This is a genomic window from Paenibacillus sp. FJAT-26967, assembly GCF_001541095.1.
Classification (GTDB): domain Bacteria; phylum Bacillota; class Bacilli; order Paenibacillales; family NBRC-103111; genus Paenibacillus_F.
Genome location: NZ_LMXH01000002.1, coordinates 2484 through 24482 on the forward strand (window position 1 = coordinate 2484; position 21999 = coordinate 24482).

At 50.1% G+C, this 21999-nt stretch carries 18 protein-coding genes, 1 rRNA gene and 1 other annotated feature; of the genes, 14 read left to right on the forward strand and 5 right to left on the reverse strand.

The genetic code is table 11. The features are described from left to right. Window positions 1-235: 235 nt before the first annotated feature. From rrf to AR333_RS09895, 9 genes are all read left to right on the forward strand, one after another. Window positions 236-352, forward strand: a 5S ribosomal RNA gene (gene rrf, locus AR333_RS09860). Window positions 353-623: 271 nt separating this feature from the next. Continuing rightward, on the forward strand, window positions 624-1382 hold the full coding sequence (locus AR333_RS09865; RefSeq protein ID WP_068775205.1) for an SDR family NAD(P)-dependent oxidoreductase: 759 nt from the start codon (window positions 624-626) through the stop codon (window positions 1380-1382). Between the two features lie 459 nt (window positions 1383-1841). Further along, complete coding sequence (locus AR333_RS09870; RefSeq protein WP_068775206.1) at window positions 1842-2120, forward strand: hypothetical protein; 279 nt, start codon at window positions 1842-1844, stop codon at window positions 2118-2120. Window positions 2121-2581: 461 nt separating this feature from the next. Next, window positions 2582-3520, forward strand: coding sequence for a ubiquinol oxidase subunit II (gene cyoA / locus AR333_RS09875; RefSeq protein WP_172798861.1), 939 nt, complete (start codon window positions 2582-2584; stop codon window positions 3518-3520). A gap of 23 nt (window positions 3521-3543) precedes the next feature. Then, complete coding sequence (locus AR333_RS09880) at window positions 3544-5514, forward strand: cbb3-type cytochrome c oxidase subunit I (RefSeq protein ID WP_068775208.1); 1971 nt, start codon at window positions 3544-3546, stop codon at window positions 5512-5514. After that, window positions 5515-6141, forward strand: a complete 627-nt coding sequence (gene cyoC / locus AR333_RS09885; RefSeq protein WP_068775209.1) for a cytochrome o ubiquinol oxidase subunit III — start codon at window positions 5515-5517, stop codon at window positions 6139-6141. A 1-nt stretch (window position 6142) separates the two neighbouring features. After that, window positions 6143-6499, forward strand: coding sequence for a cytochrome o ubiquinol oxidase subunit IV (gene cyoD, locus AR333_RS09890; protein WP_068775210.1), 357 nt, complete (start codon window positions 6143-6145; stop codon window positions 6497-6499). A 106-nt stretch (window positions 6500-6605) separates the two neighbouring features. Further along, window positions 6606-6835: a binding site (T-box leader), on the forward strand. 78 nt (window positions 6836-6913) lie between these two features. Further along, window positions 6914-7537 carry an arginine--tRNA ligase gene (argS, locus tag AR333_RS25745; protein WP_367584233.1) on the forward strand — a complete coding sequence of 208 codons (624 nt, stop codon included), beginning with the start codon at window positions 6914-6916 and terminating at the stop codon, window positions 7535-7537. Beyond that, window positions 7476-8582: a DALR anticodon-binding domain-containing protein gene (locus AR333_RS09895; protein WP_367584235.1), complete on the forward strand. Its 1107-nt coding sequence runs from the start codon at window positions 7476-7478 to the stop codon at window positions 8580-8582. Before argS ends, AR333_RS09895 begins: the two co-directional genes overlap by 62 nt. Window positions 8583-8641: 59 nt before the next feature. On the opposite strand, the gene AR333_RS09900 is transcribed toward AR333_RS09895, so the two are convergent. The 4 genes from AR333_RS09900 to msrA form a co-directional block, all read right to left on the reverse strand. Next, window positions 8642-9571 carry a D-alanyl-D-alanine carboxypeptidase family protein gene (locus AR333_RS09900; protein WP_068775211.1) on the reverse strand — a complete coding sequence of 310 codons (930 nt, stop codon included), beginning with the start codon at window positions 9569-9571 and terminating at the stop codon, window positions 8642-8644. 185 nt (window positions 9572-9756) lie between these two features. After that, window positions 9757-10869: a cell wall metabolism sensor histidine kinase WalK gene (locus tag AR333_RS09905; protein WP_068775212.1), complete on the reverse strand. Its 1113-nt coding sequence runs from the start codon at window positions 10867-10869 to the stop codon at window positions 9757-9759. Next, on the reverse strand, window positions 10859-11566 hold the full coding sequence (locus AR333_RS09910; protein ID WP_068775213.1) for a response regulator transcription factor: 708 nt from the start codon (window positions 11564-11566) through the stop codon (window positions 10859-10861). The genes AR333_RS09905 and AR333_RS09910 overlap by 11 nt, the downstream gene beginning before the upstream one ends. A gap of 242 nt (window positions 11567-11808) precedes the next feature. Next, on the reverse strand, window positions 11809-12777 hold the full coding sequence (gene msrA, locus AR333_RS09915) for a peptide-methionine (S)-S-oxide reductase MsrA (protein WP_068775214.1): 969 nt from the start codon (window positions 12775-12777) through the stop codon (window positions 11809-11811). Between the two features lie 325 nt (window positions 12778-13102). Between msrA and AR333_RS09920 the strand changes: the two genes are divergently transcribed. From AR333_RS09920 to AR333_RS09940, 5 genes are all read left to right on the forward strand, one after another. Continuing rightward, window positions 13103-13642, forward strand: coding sequence for an NUDIX domain-containing protein (locus AR333_RS09920; protein WP_068775215.1), 540 nt, complete (start codon window positions 13103-13105; stop codon window positions 13640-13642). A gap of 260 nt (window positions 13643-13902) precedes the next feature. Further along, entirely contained in the window at window positions 13903-17133 is a 3231-nt protein-coding gene (locus tag AR333_RS09925; protein ID WP_068775216.1) for a phosphodiester glycosidase family protein, read from the forward strand. Between the two features lie 268 nt (window positions 17134-17401). After that, window positions 17402-18538: a metallophosphoesterase gene (locus AR333_RS09930; protein ID WP_068775217.1), complete on the forward strand. Its 1137-nt coding sequence runs from the start codon at window positions 17402-17404 to the stop codon at window positions 18536-18538. A 78-nt stretch (window positions 18539-18616) separates the two neighbouring features. Further along, on the forward strand, window positions 18617-19621 hold the full coding sequence (locus AR333_RS09935) for an aldose 1-epimerase (RefSeq protein WP_068775218.1): 1005 nt from the start codon (window positions 18617-18619) through the stop codon (window positions 19619-19621). Between the two features lie 147 nt (window positions 19622-19768). Further along, entirely contained in the window at window positions 19769-20479 is a 711-nt protein-coding gene (locus AR333_RS09940) for a hypothetical protein (protein ID WP_068775219.1), read from the forward strand. Window positions 20480-20651: 172 nt separating this feature from the next. On the opposite strand, the gene AR333_RS09945 is transcribed toward AR333_RS09940, so the two are convergent. Further along, complete coding sequence (locus tag AR333_RS09945; protein WP_068775220.1) at window positions 20652-21899, reverse strand: ATP-binding protein; 1248 nt, start codon at window positions 21897-21899, stop codon at window positions 20652-20654. Window positions 21900-21999: the final 100 nt, after the last annotated feature.

Genomic DNA, 21999 nt, shown 5'->3' on the forward strand with positions numbered 1-21999 from the left:
CACAGCAATGTGTGGAGCTGACCAATACTAATCGGTCGAGGGCTTGACCTACAGGTCTTTACGCGAGTAGAGGCCAACATCGGAAGCATGGCCTATGGCCGTGCACCACAAGATCTTTGGATGGATCTTAGTACATCTTTCGCTGCTAGTTTTCAGGGTACAACCCTGTGATGAGTAGTATGTCCGCAAGGAGATGCTGCGATTTTCGAAGTCTCTAACACTTCGGAACATCCTGTTTGGTGACGATGGCGGAAGGGAACCACGCGTACCCATCCCGAACACGACCGTTAAGCCTTCCAGCGCCGATGGTACTTGGACCGCAGGGTCCTGGGAGAGTAGGACGTTGCCAAGCAAATCAAAGAACATTCCGTTATATCAACGGAATGTTCTTTTTTTATCCAGAAATTGATATCAGAATTTTGATTTTATTTCATCCTATCGGGAAAACTAGTAAACAGACAATATTCGAACCTAAATTGAGATCATTGGCACGAAATATCGGTGGGATCTGAGAATGAACAGTTTTTTTTGGTTGATGAAATAAATTTCATTTAGTGCTAAACTAAATGAAGTAGTGATTCTTTCCTGGTCGCTCAATTTACTTACGCGAGGAGACACAACTAATGGAGAACACCAGCAAAGTCGCAATTGTTACAGGCGGGGGCAGCGGGATCGGTAGAGCTAGTTCCTTGAAATTAGCAGAAGATGGCGTCAAAGTAGTGATTGTTGATTTTAATCAGACAACAGGCGAAGAAACAGTAAATCTGATTAAAGAACAAGGCGGAGAAGCAATTTTTGTACAAGCTAACGTAACAGACAGTAAAGATGTTCAAAACTATGTTAATAAGACTGTCGAAACATATGGCAGAATTGATATCTTTTTTAACAATGCAGGCGTTATCCAGAAGTTTGCCAAGCTTGCGGATGTACCGGAAGAAGAATTTGACCGTACGATGAACGTTAACGTAAAAGGTGTTTTTCTGGGCCTGAAATATGTTCTTCAAGTGATGGAGAAACAGGGCAGCGGTTCGATTATAAATACGGCTTCGACTGCCGGTATCAGAAGTGAGCACAGTGCAAGTGCCTATTCAGCAAGCAAGCATGCTGTAATTGGTCTGACCAAAGCAGCCGCACTTGAGTATGTCAGACAGGGTATTCGCGTTAATGCAATTTGTCCGGGCGGTGTTGAAACTGCACTGACAGCCGGAGTTACGGAGAGCTTTAAAGAAGGGGGCTATGTACCCGAAGAGGTCTCGACTATGCGCATCGGCCGATTCTCACAGCCTCAAGAAATTGCAGAAGCCGTGGTATTCTTAGCCTCCGATAAATCCAGTTATATGACGGGTTCGGTAATGGTGGTTGACGGAGGCTTGACTCTGTAGATTCTACAGGAAGCGCGGCAAGCTCGTGGTATGACTCGTGGTGTTAAATGAGGGAAGGACAGAATTTCTGTTCTTCTCTTTATTTGTATACCTATCCTAATCCCGCTAGATTGATCCCAACAATAGAATATTTCTGTTTGATACGATGAGGAATAAGGGCTGGAAGATTAGATAGGGACCCGAATCGAACGAGTCAAAGACAGCATCAGGGTCAGAGATGAAGTTAGGCATAGATAAGGGGCTGGCAGGAAACAATTTTCTGATGGGATGATTTAATTTAATCGGTGCTTTCTGCGTTTCTACTGGGGGTTTCTCCCAATGTTTAACGCCCTCCCAGGTCGGGTAATAATAAGTGTCCAATTGTTGATCAAAATTTGAATATTTTTTGAACAAAACGTTTGTTTTGTGCTATAATAGACACAAATAGACCCTTACAAGCCTGAAAGGGAAGTGATTCCATTGACAACGAATTCCGTAACTGTAAAACAGATCGCTAACAAAGAAAAAGAAGTTCGCCGCTTATTTAATTTTATGAACATCATGGCGTGGAGCGCGCTCGTGATCGGTGTAGTGTTGAGCCTGTGGAACGTCACACATTTTAGTGACAAGAACTTAACTCTTATGGTCGGCATTGGATTCTTAGTAGGCAGCGTCTTTATCTATACGATCGGCACAGCAATTCATCTGGTTCATAAGCGTAAGTATGAGCAGCAGGAGAATGAAGAAAGCAACGCCTAGAAATCTGGTTATAAGGTAATCAAACTGTACAACAAGAAAACCTCTCTTTACCTATTATAGGTGGAGGGAGGTTTTTTGCGTTTTAGATTTTAAGAATCCCTTTGTTAGGGTAAAGATGTTTATGCCCTGCGAATTGACAAGATTAGACAGGTTTCGCGCACCCGATTATTTCTAAAAACATTCCAGAAACATTCCAAAAACATGCAGAATGCAGATTTTATCCGCGAAAATGCCTAATGGTTACAGAAAAGCGTCTAAACGTTGAACATTGTATTACGGAAATTCAACGGATCGTTGACACATTTGTTAACAGGGCAGATGTTCGATTACGTTTCTGTTATGTTTATCACATAAATGTATGAACGAACGATTTTCGCAGGCTTTAATTGGCGGGGTCGTCAGTCAGGAGATGAGGAGAATTGAAGAAGGCAAAGTTATTCCGGCGTTTCACAGCATCAGCTATGCTGGTCTTGATGGCGGTTCTTTCTGCCGGATGTGACCTTATCGTGCTCGATCCTAAAGGGCCGATCGGTCAGCAGCAGTTAGATCTGATCATTATTTCCACCATTCTTTGCCTGGTCATTATTGCGCCTGTTCTGATTATTACTTTCGTAATCGTATGGCGTTACCGTGATAAGCCGGGACGTAAAGCGAAATACGAACCTAATTGGGAGCATAGCACCAAGCTCGAAACCATCTGGTGGGGTATTCCGATTATTATTATTTTGGCGCTAGCCGTCGTAACGGTAAAGTATACGTACGCGCTTGAGCCTTCTAAGCCGATTGAAGCAGAGGCCAAACCGATCACGATTCAAGTGACCTCGCTCGACTGGAAATGGCTCTTTAAGTATCCGGAGCAAGGCATTGCTACCGTGAACTACGTTCAATTTCCGGAAGACGTGCCGGTTCGCTTTGAACTGACCGCTGACTCTCCGATGAACTCATTCTGGATTCCTCAGCTTGGCGGGCAGGTATATACCATGTCAGGTATGGCAATGAAGCTGCATCTGATGGCCGATGAGCCGGGTGAATATATGGGATCCGGGGCTAACTTCACGGGCAGAGACTTTGGCAGCATGAGATTCGTAGCTAAAGCGACTTCCCAGCAAGAGTTTGACGAGTGGGTGAAGAAAACGAAAGCGGAATCGCCTGCTTTAACTATGGATGGCTATAAAGCTCTGGCCGTGCAGGGTGTATCGGAAGTGAAGTCGTATTCTTCGTTCCCTAACGGGCTGTTTGAGCAAATTGTTACGAAATACGGCGCTCACAATAATCATGGAGCGACGGGGGAGAACAGCAAGCCTGCTGAAGGCACTGCTGACAAATCCTCTACCGATGGAAACACCAGCTCTGATGGAGCTGCCAAAAAAGATGAGCATTCCGGCCATAGCGGCCATTAATAGAGAGGAAGGGAGGGTCATCTATGTTGGAGAGTATAAAACAATTCGCTTCTGAATTTTTCGTTACTGGCGATCCGCTTATTTATGGCGCTGACGTCAGTATCGCTTTGGCTACTATTGCCATTATCTTCGTACTGACCTATTTTAAAAAGTGGCAGTGGCTGTGGCGTGAATGGCTGACAACCGTCGATCATAAAAAAGTCGGCATTATGTATATCATTGCTTCCATTCTGATGCTGTTCCGCGGGGGCGTGGATGCGCTCCTGATGCGTACGCAGCTGGCCATGCCGGGTATGGAGTTCCTGGAACCGGAACACTATAATCAGATTTTTACAACTCACGGCGTCATTATGATTTTGTTCATGGCGATGCCTCTGATGTTTGGTTTGTTCAACATTGCAGTACCGCTTCAGATCGGTGCGCGTGACGTCGCGTTCCCGTTCCTGAATGCACTGAGCTTCTGGCTCTTCTTCTTCGGTGCCATGCTGTTCAATATGTCCTTCGTTATCGGAGGTTCACCGGATGCAGGCTGGCTTGCGTATCCTCCTCTATCGGAGCTCTCGCATAGTCCGGGGGTCGGGCAGAACTTCTATATATGGGGGATTCAGATTTCAGGTATCGGTTCCTTGATGACAGGGATTAACTTCATCGTTACGATCCTGAAAATGCGTGCCCCGGGTATGAAACTGATGAAAATGCCTATGTTCAGCTGGTCTGTTCTTTCCAGTTGTATTACGATCATTTTCGCATTCCCGATTCTGACGGTTACACTATTCCTGCTCTTCTTAGACCGTTTTGCAGGAGCGCATTTCTTTACCCTCGACGGCGGGGGCAACCCGATGATGTACATCAACTTGATCTGGATGTGGGGTCACCCTGAAGTGTACATTGTTATTTTGCCGGCTTTCGGTATTTTCTCTGAGATTGTTTCAACCTTCTCGAAGAAAAAGATTTTCGGTTACAAATCCATGGTCTTCGCTATGATGATTATTAGTGTCCTGTCGTTCTTTACATGGGCGCATCACTTCTTCACGATGGGATCGGGGGCGAATGTCAATGCCTTCTTTGCCGTAACGACCATGATCATTGCCATACCGACCGGTGTGAAAGTGTTTAACTGGCTCTTCACCATGTTCCGAGGGAAGATCAGGTTCGACACTCCGATGCTGTGGACGATCGGTTTCATACCGTGCTTTATTGTCGGTGGTATGACCGGGGTCTTGTTGTCGGTAGCACCGGCAGACTTCCAGTTCCACAACAGTTATTTCCTGATCGCCCACTTCCACCAAGTTCTTATCGGCGGCGTAGCCTTCGGTTACTTCGCAGGTCTGTACTACTGGTGGCCTAAGATGTTCGGCTTCAAGCTGAATGAGAAGCTCGGCAAATGGGCATTCTGGTTCTGGAATATCGGTTTCTATGTCTGCTTTATGCCGCAGTATCTGCTGGGTCTTGACGGGATGACTCGTCGTATCAGTACCTATGGCTGGGATACCGGATGGTATGCACTCAACCTGACTTCTACCATCGGCGGATTCTTGATGGGTGTAGGATTCCTTTTCCAAGTATGGCAGATTGCACACAGCATCAAATTTATGGACAAAGACACAACTGGCGATCCTTGGGACGGACGTACTCTCGAATGGTCGATTCCTTCTCCGGCGCCACTGTATAACTTTGCAACGATCCCTTACGCTCCTGAACAGGATCCGTACTGGGAAGAGAAGCAGCGAATCGCTCAAGGGCAGAAGCCTGCGCCGAAACCGCCGCTTGAACCGATTCATATGCCGAAGAATTCGGCTATTCCATTCATTAAATCGGTTTGCTGGTTCATTGCCGGCTTTGGTTTTGTCTTCAATTGGATGTTCTTCGCTATCCCGGGTCTTATCGGTGTAGCGGCCTGCATGATCTATCATTCCTTTAATTACGACACAGATTATTATATTCCGGTGGACGAGGTTAAACGCACGGAAGCCGCAGCAAGGGGGTCGGTCTAATTGGCACATGTTAAAAATCACGCGCACTCGCAAGCTCAAGGTCACGATGATCATCATGACGGCCATGTCGACCAGGAGTCGCTGCGGAGGTTTGGTTTCTGGATCTTCCTGATTACCGACGTTATTCTGTTTGCGACACTGTTTGCTACTTATATTGTACTGAGAAATAACACCAATGGCGGCCCAACCGGTGCGGAATTGATCGAAATGCCCGGTATTATCGCCTCCACCTTTATCTTGCTGACATCGAGTTTTACAAGCGGTCTGGCTGTCTTGTCGATGAACAAAGGCAACCTTAAAGGTCTTATCGGCTGGTTGGCAGTAACCGTATTGCTCGGTGCCTCCTTTATTGCGCTGGAAGTGAACGAATTTGTTCATCTGGTGCATGAAGGAGCTACGATCTCTACGAGTGCCTTCTGGTCCGGGTTCTTCACACTGGTCGGTACGCACGGGCTTCACGTATCGATCGGTCTCGTGTGGATGATCGGGCTGATGATTCAGCTTAAGCGTCATGGCATCAACAACATTACGAAGCGTAAAGTGGATGTTATCAGCTTGTACTGGCACTTCCTGGATGTTGTTTGGATCTTCGTCTTTACGTTCGTTTATTTAATGGGGGTGATGTAAGATGGCACAACATACGTCCCATTCAAATGGAGCAGGCGGGAATCACGGGCATTCGGAGGAGTCGCACGGTCACGGTTCCCTGAAGTCTTACGTCATCGGTTTTGTTCTGTCGATCATCTTGACAATCATTCCTCTGGTTGTCATTATGAACGACATGCTGCAGGGTAAAGCGGCACTGGTAGTTCTGCTTGGCACAGCCATTCTACAGTTCCTGGTACAGCTGCTGTTCTTCATGCACTTGAATGAAGAGAACAAACCGCGCTACAACCTGATGACGCTGCTTATGGGGATTCTGATCGCTGGAACGATTGTTGCCGGTTCGATCTGGATCATGACTTACAACGCAGTAGCAACCTAATCATTTAAGATGAACTAAGCCTTCCCGATTCCGGGAAGGCTTTTTTACTTGACATCGTTCTTGTCTTCCTGTATAAGTATTTTAATATTCAGTTGATTGCTATAATTTAAGATTGTTGAACGGGAAAGTATATTCAGCGCGGAGAGTCACAGCGAGCCGGAAGAGTGGGAACCGGTACAGATGCGTGAATAGAAACGGATCCGGGAAATGGTCTTCTGAACGTCCAGTAAGAAGATCCGGCTAATATGCCGTTATCCGTATGAGCGGCCGCTTCCGTTTAACTGAAGCCGGCACATAGAGTGGTACCGCGGGAAGCTATGAGCTCTCGTCTCTTATTAGAGACGAGGGCTCTTTTTGTTTGTATAGTTTCACATCGAGAAAGCAGTTCCTAAAGAATTTAGAGGGGGAAGAAAGATGATCCATACCCAGCTCCAGCAATCCATTGAAGAAATAGTAAACGGTATGCTAGTTGAATCGGGAGCGGAATGGCCGCAGAATCTTCAGGTGAAAATTGAGCACCCTGCCCACCCGGAGCACGGGGACTACAGTACGAACATTGCCATGCTGCTCGCGAAGCAGTTGAGAAGATCATCTCTGCAAATCGCTGCCCTTCTGCAAGAAAGATTGAAAACGCTAAAGATTGCCGGTGGATTGTTTGCTGAAACAAGGATCGCAGCGCCGGGCTTTTTGAACTTTTATATCGACTGGCAGGTGTGGGCGAATGAATATGCAGGGAGACAGAGGGATAGAAGTGGGACTGCTGCCAGGGAATCTTCCAAAATCGTGATCGAACACACCTCGATAAATCCGAACAAATCCGCACACATCGGACATCTAAGAAATTCCTGTATCGGGGACACGCTGGCCAGAATGTTACAAAGCGAAGGACATCAGGTGGAGGTTCACAATTATATTGATGATTTGGGCAATCAGCTTGCGGATACGGTAGCAAGTGCTGGTATGGGAAAGCGGTATAGTGAGAGAAGGATTCTGGGAAGAGACTTTTGCGCTGCTGAAACAGACAGAAGTCTTCTATAAGGTCAGAGAGGGTAAACTTGCAGGGTGCTGGGTGCTGAAGCATCGCGAGGAAGAGCAGGAGGTTGCTGCAAGCGAAGCAGACGAAGAATATCAGAACGATAAGATCCTAGTCCGCTCAAACGGTATTCTGACTTATACGGCTAAGGATATCGCCTACCATTTGTGGAAGTTCGGACTGCTTGCCAATGACTTCCGTTATAAAGAATTTACGCCAGGCGTATGGACGACCCAACCCCAAGGTGAGGGCAGACCCATAGGGCAGGCGGACACGGTGGTTAATGTAATCGATCACAGACAGGAGTATCCGCAGGCCATGGTGAAGCAGGCGCTGGAGGTGCTTGGCTATGAAGAGCAGACGGCCCGGCTGAAGCATGTAAGCTACGGGGTCGTCTCTCTGAGTCATGAGACCGCTGCCGGCCTCGGTGTGGATATATCTGAGGGCAGGAGTTCGTATCCCATGTCAGGCCGTCAAGGTGTCGGGATCAAGGTGGCAGAGCTGCTGGACCGCATGGAGCACGTGATTGACGAGAAGAGGTCCAGGACAGCGGGACTGCCCAGCCGGGACATTGCAGCGGCTTCCATCCGGTACTACCTGCTTAAATACCATCTGCAGACCGAAGTTGTCTTCGATTTGCAGCAGGCTACGGAGGTTTCAGGCAACTCCGGGGTCTACCTGTTGTATGCACATGCAAGGGCGTGCAGTGTACTGCAGAAGGCCAAGGAAGAGAAGGGGGATGGTTCCCTCCTTCATGATTCAGTAATCGTTGATGGAGAAGCGCTCCAGCCGCAAGAGCTGAGCCTGCTCCGTCATCTGGCTTATGGACCCGAAATCAGAGGAGCCGCAGCCCGGCAGCTGGCGCCGAATATTCTATGCGGCTATGCGTATGAGCTTGCCCTGCTGTTCTCCAATTTCTACAGCGCTTGTCCCATTCTGAAGGGGGCGGAGCAGCGGCAGAGCTTTCGTCTGTGGCTGACGTCATTCTTTAAAGACTCGCTTGAAGAAACGTTACACCTGCTGGGACTCCCCGCGCCTGAGAAAATGTAGGCAGGCGCTTGCAAGAGCAGCCGGGCTTGCCGAACCGCTCTTAGAAGCATAGGGAGCGGCTAGGCTTTAAAACCATAGCGGAGAAGCTTCTGGGAATCGGTCCAGATACCCGAGCGCGTTGATTTGAGGACAACGGCGATCAGATTCCGTCCATCGCGGCCGGCGGAGGATACGAGACAATAGCCGGCTTCGTCCGTAAACCCGGTTTTTACTCCGTTAACCCCTTGGAAATAGAATTCGCCATCCTGCAGGAGCAGCTGATTCCGGTTCTCAAAGGAAATGCTGGTCCCGGCGGAAATCGCAGTATGACGCGGCTCATCTACGATGCTGCGGAATGTTTCGTTCTTCATCGCGATCTGAGTGATTAACGCGATATCATGTGCAGTGGTGTAATGGTCATCATGATGCAGACCGTGCGGATTCATGAAATGAGAATCCTTCGCGCCGATTTTGCGCGCTTTGGTATTCATCAGCGAGGCGAAGTAACGGATACTTTGCTGAGCGGTTAGCTCCTGCCCGCTATCCTTCCGTGCGATGTAGCACGCTACAGTGCGGGCTGCATCATTGCCCGATGGCAGCATCATGGCGGCAATCAGGTCCCTCAGCGTCAGACGCTGGCCTTCTCTGAGTCCTGCGCTGCTTTCACCCGGATCAGATTCGCGGATTTCATCCCCTACGATGATCTGCTGGTCGAGGTCACCCTTCTCCAGTGCGATTAAAGTAGTCATGATCTTAGTTGTGCTGGCCGGGTATAGTCTCAGGTTTTCGTTCTTGTCATACAGGACAGAGCCGCTATCTGCATCCAGCAGAAGTGCGGCTTCTCCTTCAAGATCACCAGGCAGGATGACATTGCCGATTACTTTCGTACGGAGTGAATTCCATGCAAAAGCCGCGTGCGGCTTAATCGTGTTCCAAGGTTCGGCAAGAAGAGAGACAAGAAGGAGCACGGCAAGGGAGCCGATGAGAAATGCGGCGATTCGTAATTTCATCTGGGTCAATTCCTTTCGGATAATCTCCTTCCATTGTGAAGGACAAGAATAAACAATCCGATAAGAAAACCTAACGAAAAGATTAAGATTGCAGCGGAGGCTGTATGGGTGGAACGCTGTTCCGTCAGCAATAAACAAGAGGCGCACCTGCCAGGGATGCACCTCTTGTTTATTGGACGGACGGCCTATTTACCCGTTCCAGACTCCAGCGCTTTCAGCCGCACGGTAAATACGGTCTGTTCCGGATCGCTGTACGCTTCAATCGAGCCGCCGTGCAGGTCCATGATTTGTTTGGCGATGGCAAGGCCAATACCGGAACCGCCGTAGTGGGTTGCCCGTGATTTTTCAACCCGGAAAAATCGGTCGAAAATACGGGGCAAATCGGCCTCGGGAATTTCTTCCCCATAGTTAATGATTTGCAGAACGACTTCATCCCCGTCAAGACGCCCGTGAATGTCCAGATAAGTACCGTCATGCCCGTATTTGATGGCATTGGTCATCAGGTTATCGAATACCCTGCGCAGCTTATTGCCGTCCGCACGAACGTACAAGCGGGGCTGCTCGAATTCCATCCGGATCTCCATCTTACTGTCCTGTAATCGGAGCTGAAATTGCTCTGTGATCTGCCTGAACATTTCGACGGTATCAATCTGGACCCGGTGGAGTTTCATTTCGTTGTTGCGAAGCCGCGTATATTCAAAGAGATCGTGTACGAGCTGATTGAGACGCAGAGATTCCTCGTAAGCCATCCCGATATAATGACGCAGTTCGACTTCGTCGCGGTATTTATCCTGATCCACAAGTCCCAAATATCCCGTAATGGAGGTTAGAGGGGTTCTCAGGTCATGAGAAACATTAGTGATCAGTTCATTCTTGGCTTGCTCCGCTTTGCGCTCTTCTTCGAGAGCTGTTCTCAGCTTCTGAACGAGCCGGTTGATGTTGTCCGTAAGCTGCGCCAATTCGTCCGAATCCGCCGTTTCGGGAATCTTGTGGTTGAAATCGCTGTCCATGATTTTCTGGACGTGCTGATTGATCTGCTGAAGATGCGTCTGGTGGCGTCTGTGCTGTTCTCTTTTATAAAAAAATATAAAAAACAAAAGAAACAGGAGAGCGGCGGCTATGAAATAAGCATCCGGATATCCTACCTCATCGTTGATCCAGATTAGTAATTCAGGCAGATTGATCCGATTGGAATAGCCGGAGTAGAAAACAAGCCGCGAGATTTGATAGATGAAGAAGAAGGTGAGTAACGATGAAGCGATACTCCAGAGCAGCGCAATTCCCCATTTAGATTTCAAGCTTGTAGCCGACCCCCCATACAGTATGAATCAGTTTTTCTCCGTCCATTGCCCTCTCCAGCTTATCCCTCAGACGGCTCATATGAACCGTAACGGAATTCGTCGATTCGAAGTACTTTTCTTTCCAGATACGTTCGAAAATTTCTTCGGAGTTGAACACTCTTCCAGGGTGACTTGCGAGCAGGAAAAGAATGCCGAATTCCAGAGGCGTTAATTTGACCGGGGAAGATCCCGCCATTACGGTATGAGTCTGTTTGTCGATCCGCAGAGAAGCGATGGAGATGACATGTTTACCGGCCGTGTCCGCAGCGGGATCAGGCGGCGAAGCCTGATAATAAGCCCTTCTAAGCAGGGATTTGACGCGGGCGATAAGCTCCAGCGGGTTAAAGGGTTTCACCAGATAATCATCGGCCCCTGTCATTAGCCCCGTGATTTTATCGACATCGCTGTCTTTGGCGCTAATCATCAGAATAGGCGTCATCCGCTGTTCACGGATTTTCACGCAGACTTCCAGTCCGTCCATCCCAGGCATCATAATGTCGAGAATAACGAGATGAATCGTTTGGGCGGCTATGAGTTCGAGTGCTGCATGTCCGTTCTCCGTTTTGTACACCGTGTAGCCTTCATTATGTAAATAAATTTCAATCAGTCCTGCTATTTTACGATCATCGTCAACGATGAGAATGTTCTTGTTCATGGAGCCACACCCTTCTTCCGCATTGTTCGCTTGCAGCTTCTATTGTAGCATCCGTCCCTGCCGAACCCTTTACGAAAACATTAAGAATACTTTAGAATTGCATGTTCCGGTTCAATATTCGCAGGACAGCAGCAGATGTAATGAGGAATCCAAAGGAATTATTGATGTAAGCCAAAAAGACAGGGGATCCTGAACCAGGATGAACCCTGTCTGTCGTTGTTCGGTGCTGCAGCTTTAAGCTGTTATTTCGTAAACAGCCTGGAATAATATTCGTATCCTTCCTCTTCCAGCTTATCTTTGGGGATGAACCGGAGAGCGGCGGAGTTGATGCAGTATCTCAGGCGGCTAGGTCCGGGGCCGTCTTCAAAAACATGCCCGAGGTGGGAATCCGCTTCGCTGCTCCGCACTTCCGTACGGATCATATTGTGCGTCATGTCCACATGTTCGGTCACTTGGCTTTCTTCGACGGGTTTCGTAAAGGAAGGCCAGCCGCAGGAAGAATCGAATTTATCAAGGGAACTGAAGAGCGGCTCGCCGGAAACGATATCTACGTAGAGCCCTTCTTCTTTGTGATCCCAGAATTCATTGCGAAATGGGGGCTCTGTCCCGCTGTTTTGAGTCACTTCGTATTGGACAGGTGTCAGGCGTTTCTTCAGATCCTGATCTTTGCCGTGGTCTTTCCACTGTTTTTTCAAAAAAGCCGCCCTCCCGGAGCCGATGGAATACGCTTGATAGCGGATCGGATTTTTCTTGTAATAGCCTTGATGATAGTCTTCGGCCGGATAAAAAGGCTTCGCCGGCAAGATGTCCGTTACAATGGGACGCTGGAATCTTCCACTGGCGGCAAGCTCCTGCTTGGACCGCTCCGCAGCAAGCTTCTGCTCTTCGCTGTGATAGAAAATCGCCGTGCTGTAGGAGTGGCCGCGGTCTGCGAACTGTCCGCCCTCATCCGTCGGATCGATTTGCTGCCAGAACACCTGTAGAAGGCGCTCATACGGGAATACGGCAGGATTGAAAGTGATCTGCACGGCCTCGTAATGCCCGGTAGTGTCGGAGCATACTTGTTCGTAGGTCGGATTGGGCAGATCACCGCCGGTATAGCCGGAGATTACCTTCAGAATGCCGGGCTGCTCGTCAAATGGTTTGACCATACACCAGAAGCAGCCGCCCGCAAAAGTGGCAAGCTCTGTTTGTTGTGGGTTCTGATCCATCGTCTTCAACTCCTTCAAGGAAAAGTATAGGTATCCGGACCGTCCGCCTGTCTAAGGGGAAGATCCGTTCTCTGTTAGGTTAGGCTGACACGGAAGCGGAACCCGGCACGACCCGTAAGTTTGTCCGTGATTTTCTTATTATACCATTTCTGTCCGTAAAAAAAGAGCGCCTCTCCCCCGGCATAAGGATGAAGCATGCAGGATACTCACGCTAGCGACTTGACCGCTCCAACCAAAAGAGTATAATGGTCGCTGACATGAAAGCAAGCTGCGGAAGCGGCAATCGACAAAGGAACTAGGTGAGGCAGTGGGAGCAAATTATTGTATGTCGTGCGGAGCGGCACTGATCAGCCGCGATATCAACGGAACGGTACGCAGGGCTTGTCCGTCCTGCAGCTTCGTTCACTGGGGAAGCTACAGCACCGGGGTGGGAGCGCTAGTTATACGAGAGGGCAAGCTCCTGCTGGTACGCAGAGCCCAGGAGCCGGGGAGAGGGCGGTGGACGAATCCGGGCGGTTTCATCGAGCAGCATGAGCTGATTCATGAGACGATCTGCCGGGAAGTTCGGGAGGAGACGGGAATAGAAGCGGCTGTGCAAAGCATCGTGGCGGTCCGGGACCAGCCAAGAGATATCCACAACCTCTATATTGCCTTTGCCATGGATTATATGGGAGGAGAGCCGGTACCCGACGGTATTGAGGTGGACGGAGCGGGTTTCTTCAGCCTCGGTGAAATGGAGAAGATGAACGTGGCACCGTTTACCCGCTGGCTGGTGGATGTTGCCTTGAACGGAAAAGCGGAGGGCCTGCTGCTAGACGAGAAGCCTGTTGTGACTCTGGAAGGATACGGATTATTTCGCGTGTGAGGTTTTCTTCATCTATACAAACATATACAAGCAGACAGGTAGCAGGGATGCCTGTCTGCTTTTCGTTGAGGAGGATGGCGAGATACAGTTAAAATATTAAGTTTTTGTAAGCGCTTGCTAAAAAGGAAATTTGTATTTTATAATATTTATAAATCAAATTGATTTATTAAGTATGTAATCATTTGATTCACGGATGAGCCCATGGGAGGTGAAAAAAAAGAAATCTTTGCCGAGTCCAATAAGACGGGAGACGATGACCAATGAAAACCAGCATCAGCAAGCGGTTCCAGCTTCTATTTAAAATCGGCCTAGCCGCCGGTTTATTAATGCCTGCGTATGGTTTGAATACATGGACGACTGTGCAGGCGCAAACGGAAAGTATCCAGTGGCAGACCGTTGAGGAGAGACAATTTACCGTATCTCCGGGCGTTCAGCATACAAGCCGGACGATTACGGGGGGCGGACTGCGTGAGTCTGTACACATGCTGGAAGTAGATCCCGCTAATCCGTATGTAGGGATAGAGGCGGTATCTTCACGAGGGGAAGTATCGCGGCATGAGACGGTCGGGAACATGCTAAACGAGCTGAAAGCCCAGGGCAAACGCCCGGTAGGCGGAGTGAACGGCGATTTCTTCTCTACGGTAGGTGTTCCCTCCGGTCTAATGGTCGCAAGCGGTGAACTGGTCAGTTCTCCTTCTTCAAGCAAAGTCGCCATGGCGATCCTGCCGGATAAGACGATTAAAATTGATGAGGCTGTCGGAACTACTATGAAAATCAGCACGGAACAGGGAGAGTCTCTGGTGCTGAGTATGATCAACAGGACTCGTGTAGCCTCACATACCAATCATGCCTTCGCTTATAATTGGAGATTCGGGAGTTCCACCCGGACGCCGGCGGGCGGTGTCGAAGTGGTGGTCAAAGCCGATGATCCCCATGTAAAGTTCAAAGCGGGCCAGCCGCTCCAGGGTCTCATCCAATCCATACAAGAAGCGTCGGACACACCGATCGAGCCGGGTACCTATGTCTTGTCCGCAACGGGAGCCAAAGCGGATTGGATTCGTCAGAAACTGTCCGCAGGAATGAACATCCGCCTCGACATTGCGATCGGCAAAGGGTTCCAGGATGCGGAGCAAGTGATTTCGGGAAACTCCACCCTGGGCTACGTGCTGCTCAAAGACGGGGTGGTATCTCCGAAGCTGCTAGATCCAGCAGATCCCAATACGAGCGCACGGCATCCGAGGACGATGATCGGCTCCAAGGAGGGCAAGCTGTACTTGGTCACGGTGGACGGCAGGCAGCCGGGTCATTCGGACGGCCTGACCATGGCGGAGGGGGCCTATTATCTGCAAAGTCTCGGAATGGTCAATGCCATTAATGTGGATGGCGGAGGCTCTACAACCTACTACACGCGCCAGCCCGGAGACGAGCATCCTGCACTCCTGAATAAGCCTTCGGACGGTTATGAACGTGCAGTCGGCAATGGGCTTGCCGTACTGACAACAGCGCCGGTATCTCCGCTGGAGAAGCTGGTTGTAACGCCGGCTTCACCCGTTAAGCTGCTGTCGGGGAGCACTCTGTCCTTCGGGGTTAAAGGTCAAGATGCTTATCAGAATGGGATTCTTGTCGAGCCGGATGATCTCCAGTGGTCGGTAGAGGGCGGCATCGGCCAGGTGGATGCTGCAGGGAAGCTGACTGCGTCCGCACAGGCTGCGGTAGGGAAAGTGATTCTGCGCAGCGGCGCGGTTGCCGCGGAAGTGGAGGTGCAGGTTGTGGACCGTGTACACAAGCTGAGTCTGCGCCCTAACCCGGCGGTAATTGAACCGGGAAGCCAGGTGAAATTCGAAGTGTCCGCGGAGGATGAAGCGGGCCGCAGTATTCTGCTGTCACCGGACCGGCTGCAATGGTCGGTGAGCGGCGGCATCGGTACCGTTGCCTCAGACGGGACGCTCCAGACTGTCACCGGGTCCGCTGAGGGCAAAGTAATTGCCCTCAGCGGCGACGCAGCAGCCGAAGCGGTGGTGCAGGTAGGCAAGCCTCCTCTTGTACTGGAGGAATTCGAAAGAACCGACGCGATGCAGATCAAGGAAACGAATGTGGTCCCGGGATCTGTCGCAATTACAGCGGTCGCGCGTCCTAACCCGGTCCGCTACGGGACCCATTCAGGGAAATTCACGTATAATTTCTCTGGAACCACGGGTGAATCCGGCGCTTACCTTAATCTGCTGAATGCGGCAGGCGAGATCGGGCGTGAGGTGGAGGGACAGCCTTACCGCTTCGGAATCTGGGTCTACGGAGATTCGGGTAAACACGATTTGCGGCTCGGAATCGCAGACGGTCTGGGCACGAACCGGATCTATAAGCTCACAGGCGAGGGTGGGGTCGACTGGACAGGCTGGAAATACGTCACAGTGGACGTGCCTGTCAATGTGATTTATCCGCTCAAAGTCCGGTATATAGGTCTGGTGGAAACGGATGATGCCGATAAAAATAGCGGAACCCTCTTTCTGGATCAGCTCAGAGCGGAATACGTGGACATCGGTGAAGATCTGGAAGGGCCTGTCTTTACTGCCCCGTCACCGGAGCCGGGTTCACTCGTCTCAACCGCCCGTCCTGCCGTCGGGATACAAGTATCCGATTCCGGCATCGGTGTCGATCCGAGCTCGATCCATGTCACGTTGGATGGTACAGCGCTGCCTCATACTTATGAAGACAGCTCAGGACGGATCGTGGCTGTGCCGGAGAACGACCTCGCCGCAGGCGAGCACACCGTAAAAGTCGAAGCCGCCGACCGAAGCGGGAATGCGGCAATACCAGTTGCTGTATGGACATTCACCGTACATACACAGGACGGAGAATCTCCCCGCTGGGAGGAAGGCGGAGCACCTGAGGTTTCACGCATCACGGAGAGCACGGTGAAGCTGAGCTGGTCTGCGGCTGCTGATAATAGAGGCGTGGACGGCTACCGGATATACCGAAGCGGCGAGCGGATCGCAAGTGTTCCTGCCTCGGAGGCGGCCCGGTATGAATGGGACGGAACAGGCCTGCTGGGAGCTACCTCCTACCGGTTTGAGGTAGAAGCGTTCGATGCGGCCGGGAATACTGTCCGGTCGGCTCCGCTGGATATAATGACATTTCCCGATTCTTCACCTCCGGGTGCTCCGGAGCCGATATCGGTCCGGGCTTTGAACGGGCATGAGATTACGGCTGTATTCACACCTCCGGCTGACCCGGATTACGCGGGTACCGAGGTGCGTATAGTCCGTCACGGGCAAGGTGGGAACAAAGAGGATGCGGAACAAATTCTGCAGGCGGAGCACGGCCGTACGGAACTAACGTCTGCTTGGTTGAGGCACGGGAAGTATAAGGTAATCGTGCAAGCCAGGGACAGGAGCGGCAACCTGTCTGCTCCGGTCATGCGGGAAATAAAACTCAACGAGGGTACGAGGCCGGGCGTCGACCAAGAAGCAGCGCCCGGGCATGGGGGACAGTAACATCAGATTGCGGGTGGCTGATACAGTCACCTGCTCTTTTTTTAGCTTGAAGCGAGTATTCGTTTGAAGAAAAATTGAAAGAAAGACAAGCTGCCCAACAGCCGATTTGTAATCGGCTGTTTATTTGCCGGTGCGTGGAGTCCGGGGGACCGCCTTTTTAAGGCTAATTCCCATAGTAGCTGCTGTGCTTATTGGTTCATGGGTGTTCAATCATGCTATAATACGGACACCATTTATTTTTGAATCATGGTAAAGGAGACGGGCGAATGTGAAGTCACGGTTGGTTTTGATCATTCTTTTTTTGCTTCTCTATCTGGGCCTGAACTTCTACATTGGCTTACACGGGATACTGCTGCTTGCGTACTGGCAGGTCGGGATTCCTCCTGCTTTGTATTGGACGCTGTTTACTCTGCTGGCACTTGCCTACGTTCTCGGGCGCTCTCCTATTCTTCCGGGAGCACCGGGAAGATTCCTGAAGGTGATCGGTTCTTATTATTTCGCTGTGTTTGAATTTGCCGTGATCCTCATTCCGCTTGGAGATCTGTCTATATGGCTGATGAAGACCGCCGGGGTTTCTCCCGCTGTATACATACCTGCCGTAAGCACAGCGGTGTTAACGGTTCTAGTCTTGCTGCTGGTCAAGGGCTACTGGAATGCCTGGACTCCTATTGTCCGGACTTACCGGATCCGGGTAAATAAGAAGGCAGGGGATCTTGGGCAGATGCGGGTGGCCGTCGCTTCCGACATCCATATGGGGAATATCGTAGGCAAACGGCACCTCCGGCGTCTTGTGACCCGCGTGAATGCCATGAAGCCGGATCTTATCCTGCTGCCGGGTGATCTCATTGACGATGACATTGAGCCGTATATACGCAACGGCATGTCCGAGGTGCTGGAGCAGCTGCAATCCCGGCTGGGCATTTATGCTGTTCTCGGCAACCATGAATACTACGGCGGTCACGTGGAAGAGCATGTGAAACAGATGGAGCGGATCGGAATCCGGGTGCTCAGAGATGAGGTCGTTCCTGTCGGGGAGATGCTTTACGTCGCAGGTCGCAAAGATAAGACCGCCGAAACCTTCGAACCGGATGGCCGGCTCGCTGTAGACGCCTTGTTGTCTGGCCTCAATAAGAATAAACCTATTCTGCTCATGGATCACCAGCCTTATCATTTCAGCAAAGCCGCTGCGGCAGGAGCGGATGTACTTTTGTGCGGTCATACCCACAGGGGACAATTCGCTCCTAACCACTGGATTACAGGCAGGCTGTTTGAGCTCGATTGGGGCTATCTGCTCAAAGATAACTTGCATGTTGTCGTTTCCTCGGGCTTTGGAACATGGGGACCTGCTATCCGGATCGCAAGCCGTTCTGAAATTATCGAGCTCGTCATCGATTTTGTGGAATAAAGCAGGTTCAAGTAAATGTCTGGATAAAGTGAAAACAGGGCTTAAAAAATTAATCCAATTGAAGGAGCGGGAAAAGAAATGACGGGAACCAACACACACGGCGCCTATGAAGGCGATTATCAGGGAATGAAGGCAGTTTGGCTCAAATGGGGCCGCTACGAAGCCGCAATGCTGCCCGAATATGGAGGTAATTTGATTGCTTTCCGGGATATCGAGAATGCTTATCAATTTCTTCATGAACCTAAGGAAGAGGAGCTGGAATCGTTCAAAAAAAGTCCGGTTATCCACGGTATTCCCGTACTATATCCGCCGAATCGTTATGAAGACGGGAAAATCCCTTGGAACGGGCAGGAATTCCAGCTTCCGGTCAACGAGCCAGGCTCCGGCAACCACCTCCACGGTTACCTTCATACGTCCGCCTGGAAAGTAGAGGACTACGGTCAGACCCGCTGCGAAAGCTATGTCGTCGTATCCAGCACGATAGATGAACGGCATGCTATGTACCAGTACCTGCCTTTCCGGTTTACGGTAAGATTGCGATATGCCCTTAGCGAGGATGGGTTGTCCCAGCAGCTTTTCCTCCGGAATGACGGAAGCGATGCTATCCCTTGTCTGCTGGCCTTCCATACGGCGATTAACGCGCCGTTTGCTCCGGATTCGTCCGCAAATGATTACCGGGTGAAGCTGACCATCGGTGAGCGTTGGGAGATTAGCGACCGCTTGCTGCCGACCGGTAAGTTCCAGCCGCTGACTCCTCAAGAAATTCAGCTGCGCGATGAAGGGATTAGTCCTTACTTCGATGATCTGAACAACCATTACACCGCCCGGGCGCAGAACGGACGGAACCGTATGGAGCTGACAGATACGCGAAGCGGTGTAACCTTGGTGTACGATGTAGGCACATCCTATAAGCAGTGGATGATCTGGAATAACTTCGGAACGGAAGGCTTCTTCTGTCCGGAGCCGCAAATTAATCTGGTGAACGCTCCCAAGAGCTCCCTTCCGGCAGAAGATATCGGTTTATTTGCACTGCAGCCTGGAGAGATATGGGAAGCAACGGCTCGCCTGTATGTCAAAAGGTAAGGCTGCCGGGAATTAAACGATCTGAAAACCTTTACATGAGAGAAAGCTTCCCGTAAAATGACCTCAAGTAAGCAGTTCCAGAACCAAGCACTAAGCTTTCCCAATATCTGTGTAACATGATAAGATGGAAAGCAAGGAGGAGTAAACATGTCGACACCTAATGAAGCCGGCGAACAGCCGATTAAAGATGCAGCCCAAGAGCAGCCTGAGAGCCAGGATTCTCTTAATACGGAATCCGGACAAGCTGTCTCTGGTCAAGAAGAGCAGCCGACCGAGGAACAACTCCGTCAGCAGAATGAAGCTATTTTTGCGTGGTACAATCATGTGGAAGCTGTTCTGAAAGAGCAGTTCGCCGATTATGAAGTTGAGGGCCAGGTGGGTCAGCATCCCGGTTTTGGCCCTTTGTTTGCCTATACGCTACGCCATGATGGAAACAGCTGGTCGTGCGGCTTTTTCCTGAATGAGCTGGTTCATACGTTCCAGAACAAAGAGAATCCGGTTCAGTGGCTGTCTTCCTTCTTCGTCGATTTAATCCGCAGCCCGGAGAGCCGTCCGCTGCCAGCGGTTCCTCAAACAGAGGAAGACGCTAAGAATTTAATCGACCAGTACATCGTGCCTTATTGCGCCGATACCGTCAGAAGCGAGTTTCCGGAGGAGCAGGTTTATGTGGATCTGGAGCTTCATCCCGAGGCGGGTCCTGTGCTGGAAGTCGGTTTTCCGGCAATTAAGGAAGGCAACAATACCTTTGCGCTTCCGCTGCAATTCCTGCTGACCCTTCACTTGTTGAATCGTGACCCAGCCGACCCTCTGGTCCAGGCTCTGTTCCGTATTCATGAGGAACATAAGCAGCAAGTATAGCATCCGCGGATGGTTGGAAGGACCGGTCCCGACGGGGAAGCAATTCAAACAAGACTGGCAAGGGCTGGCGCGATATCGCGCCAGCCCTTATTTGCATCAGAGGCGCCTGCTGCAGCGCTTCTACTTAGCATGTATCTTTCTTTGTTCCGTCTAAATGCGCCGCTAAGAACCCTTATACAGGGTCCGAAGCCTTAAACTCCATGATGCAAGTAGTTCCTATGTAAGGCCGGCTTTCATAACGGATCGTGCCGTTCATCATTTTCAGCAGACTTATGACGACCATGATCCCCAGTCCGGTCCCATTTTGCTTGGTTGTATAAAAAGGTTCACCCAGGGATTTCAGCTGTATCGCTGACATTCCTTCGCCTGTATCCTGGATCGTGACCAGGATTTGATCCTTGATGCGGTCCGTCGTAATCGTGAGCGTCCCGCCATCAGGCATAGATTCGAGCGAATTTTTGAGAATATTGAGCATGCACTGTCTGAATTTCTTCGATTCTCCCCATATATATAGGGGTTCTTTACTGTGATGCTTAACAAGAGTTTCAATGCCGGAATGAATAGACAGCGTCGTGATCAGAGTAATAATTTCCGACAGAAGATTTTTAATTTCGAGCCGCTCCGGCTTATCCGCACTTGGCTTAGCGTAATTGAGGTAATCCGAAATAATCGTGTCAGCCTGATCGACTTCCGAGATCGCCAAATCCAGATAGCGCAGCTCAGTCTCGGAGTGCGGGTTGCGCCTAATCAGCTGAAGAACCCCACGGATAGTCGTTAACGGATTGCGTATTTCATGCGATATGGATGCGGCCATCTGCCCCACAAGCTGAAACTTTTCTGCAGCGATCAGTTTTTCTCGCATCATTTCCTGAGTCTTCACCCAGTCATACATATAATTGATGAACCAGACCGAAATCAGAGTGCCGGCAACCGTCATGAGCATGAAGGCAGCATTCTGCTGCAACCGGCTATCCAGTAGGAGCAGAAGAAGCAAATAAACAAAAGTGAGCCACGTTGCAGTCACATTTTTAAATAGGATGGAATGATGCCTCACTCTGCGGGCCACAAAAAAACCAAGCAAACTAATCACGATTGCTGCGGTGAACACAGGCCAGAACGGATTATGAAGGACAAAGTAGCTTCCGATGTTAAAGGCAGCCACAGTAGCCCCAATAAGAATAGGCCCTTCGAAGAACAGAACCAGCATCAGGGAAACCGGGATGAAGTGAAGGATATAGATCAAGGGATCTTTGGGCTCGAAGGTCAGGTAAAAGAAGGACGATAAGCCTAAAATAATCAGAAAAATCCATTCTTTCTTGATCCTTGAATTTTTCTGAAGAGCGAGAATCAAATAAATCATCGCAGCGCTCAGCGTATAAACCACACTGCGTACTTCGTATGTAAGAATCGTGTTAAGCAAGGCAATAGTCCTTTCCAAACGCGCGTTATGATTTTATCATAAAGGCTTGTCACCATAGGGGCAATGTAAATCATTATAAATAGACAAATACGGGAAAGGT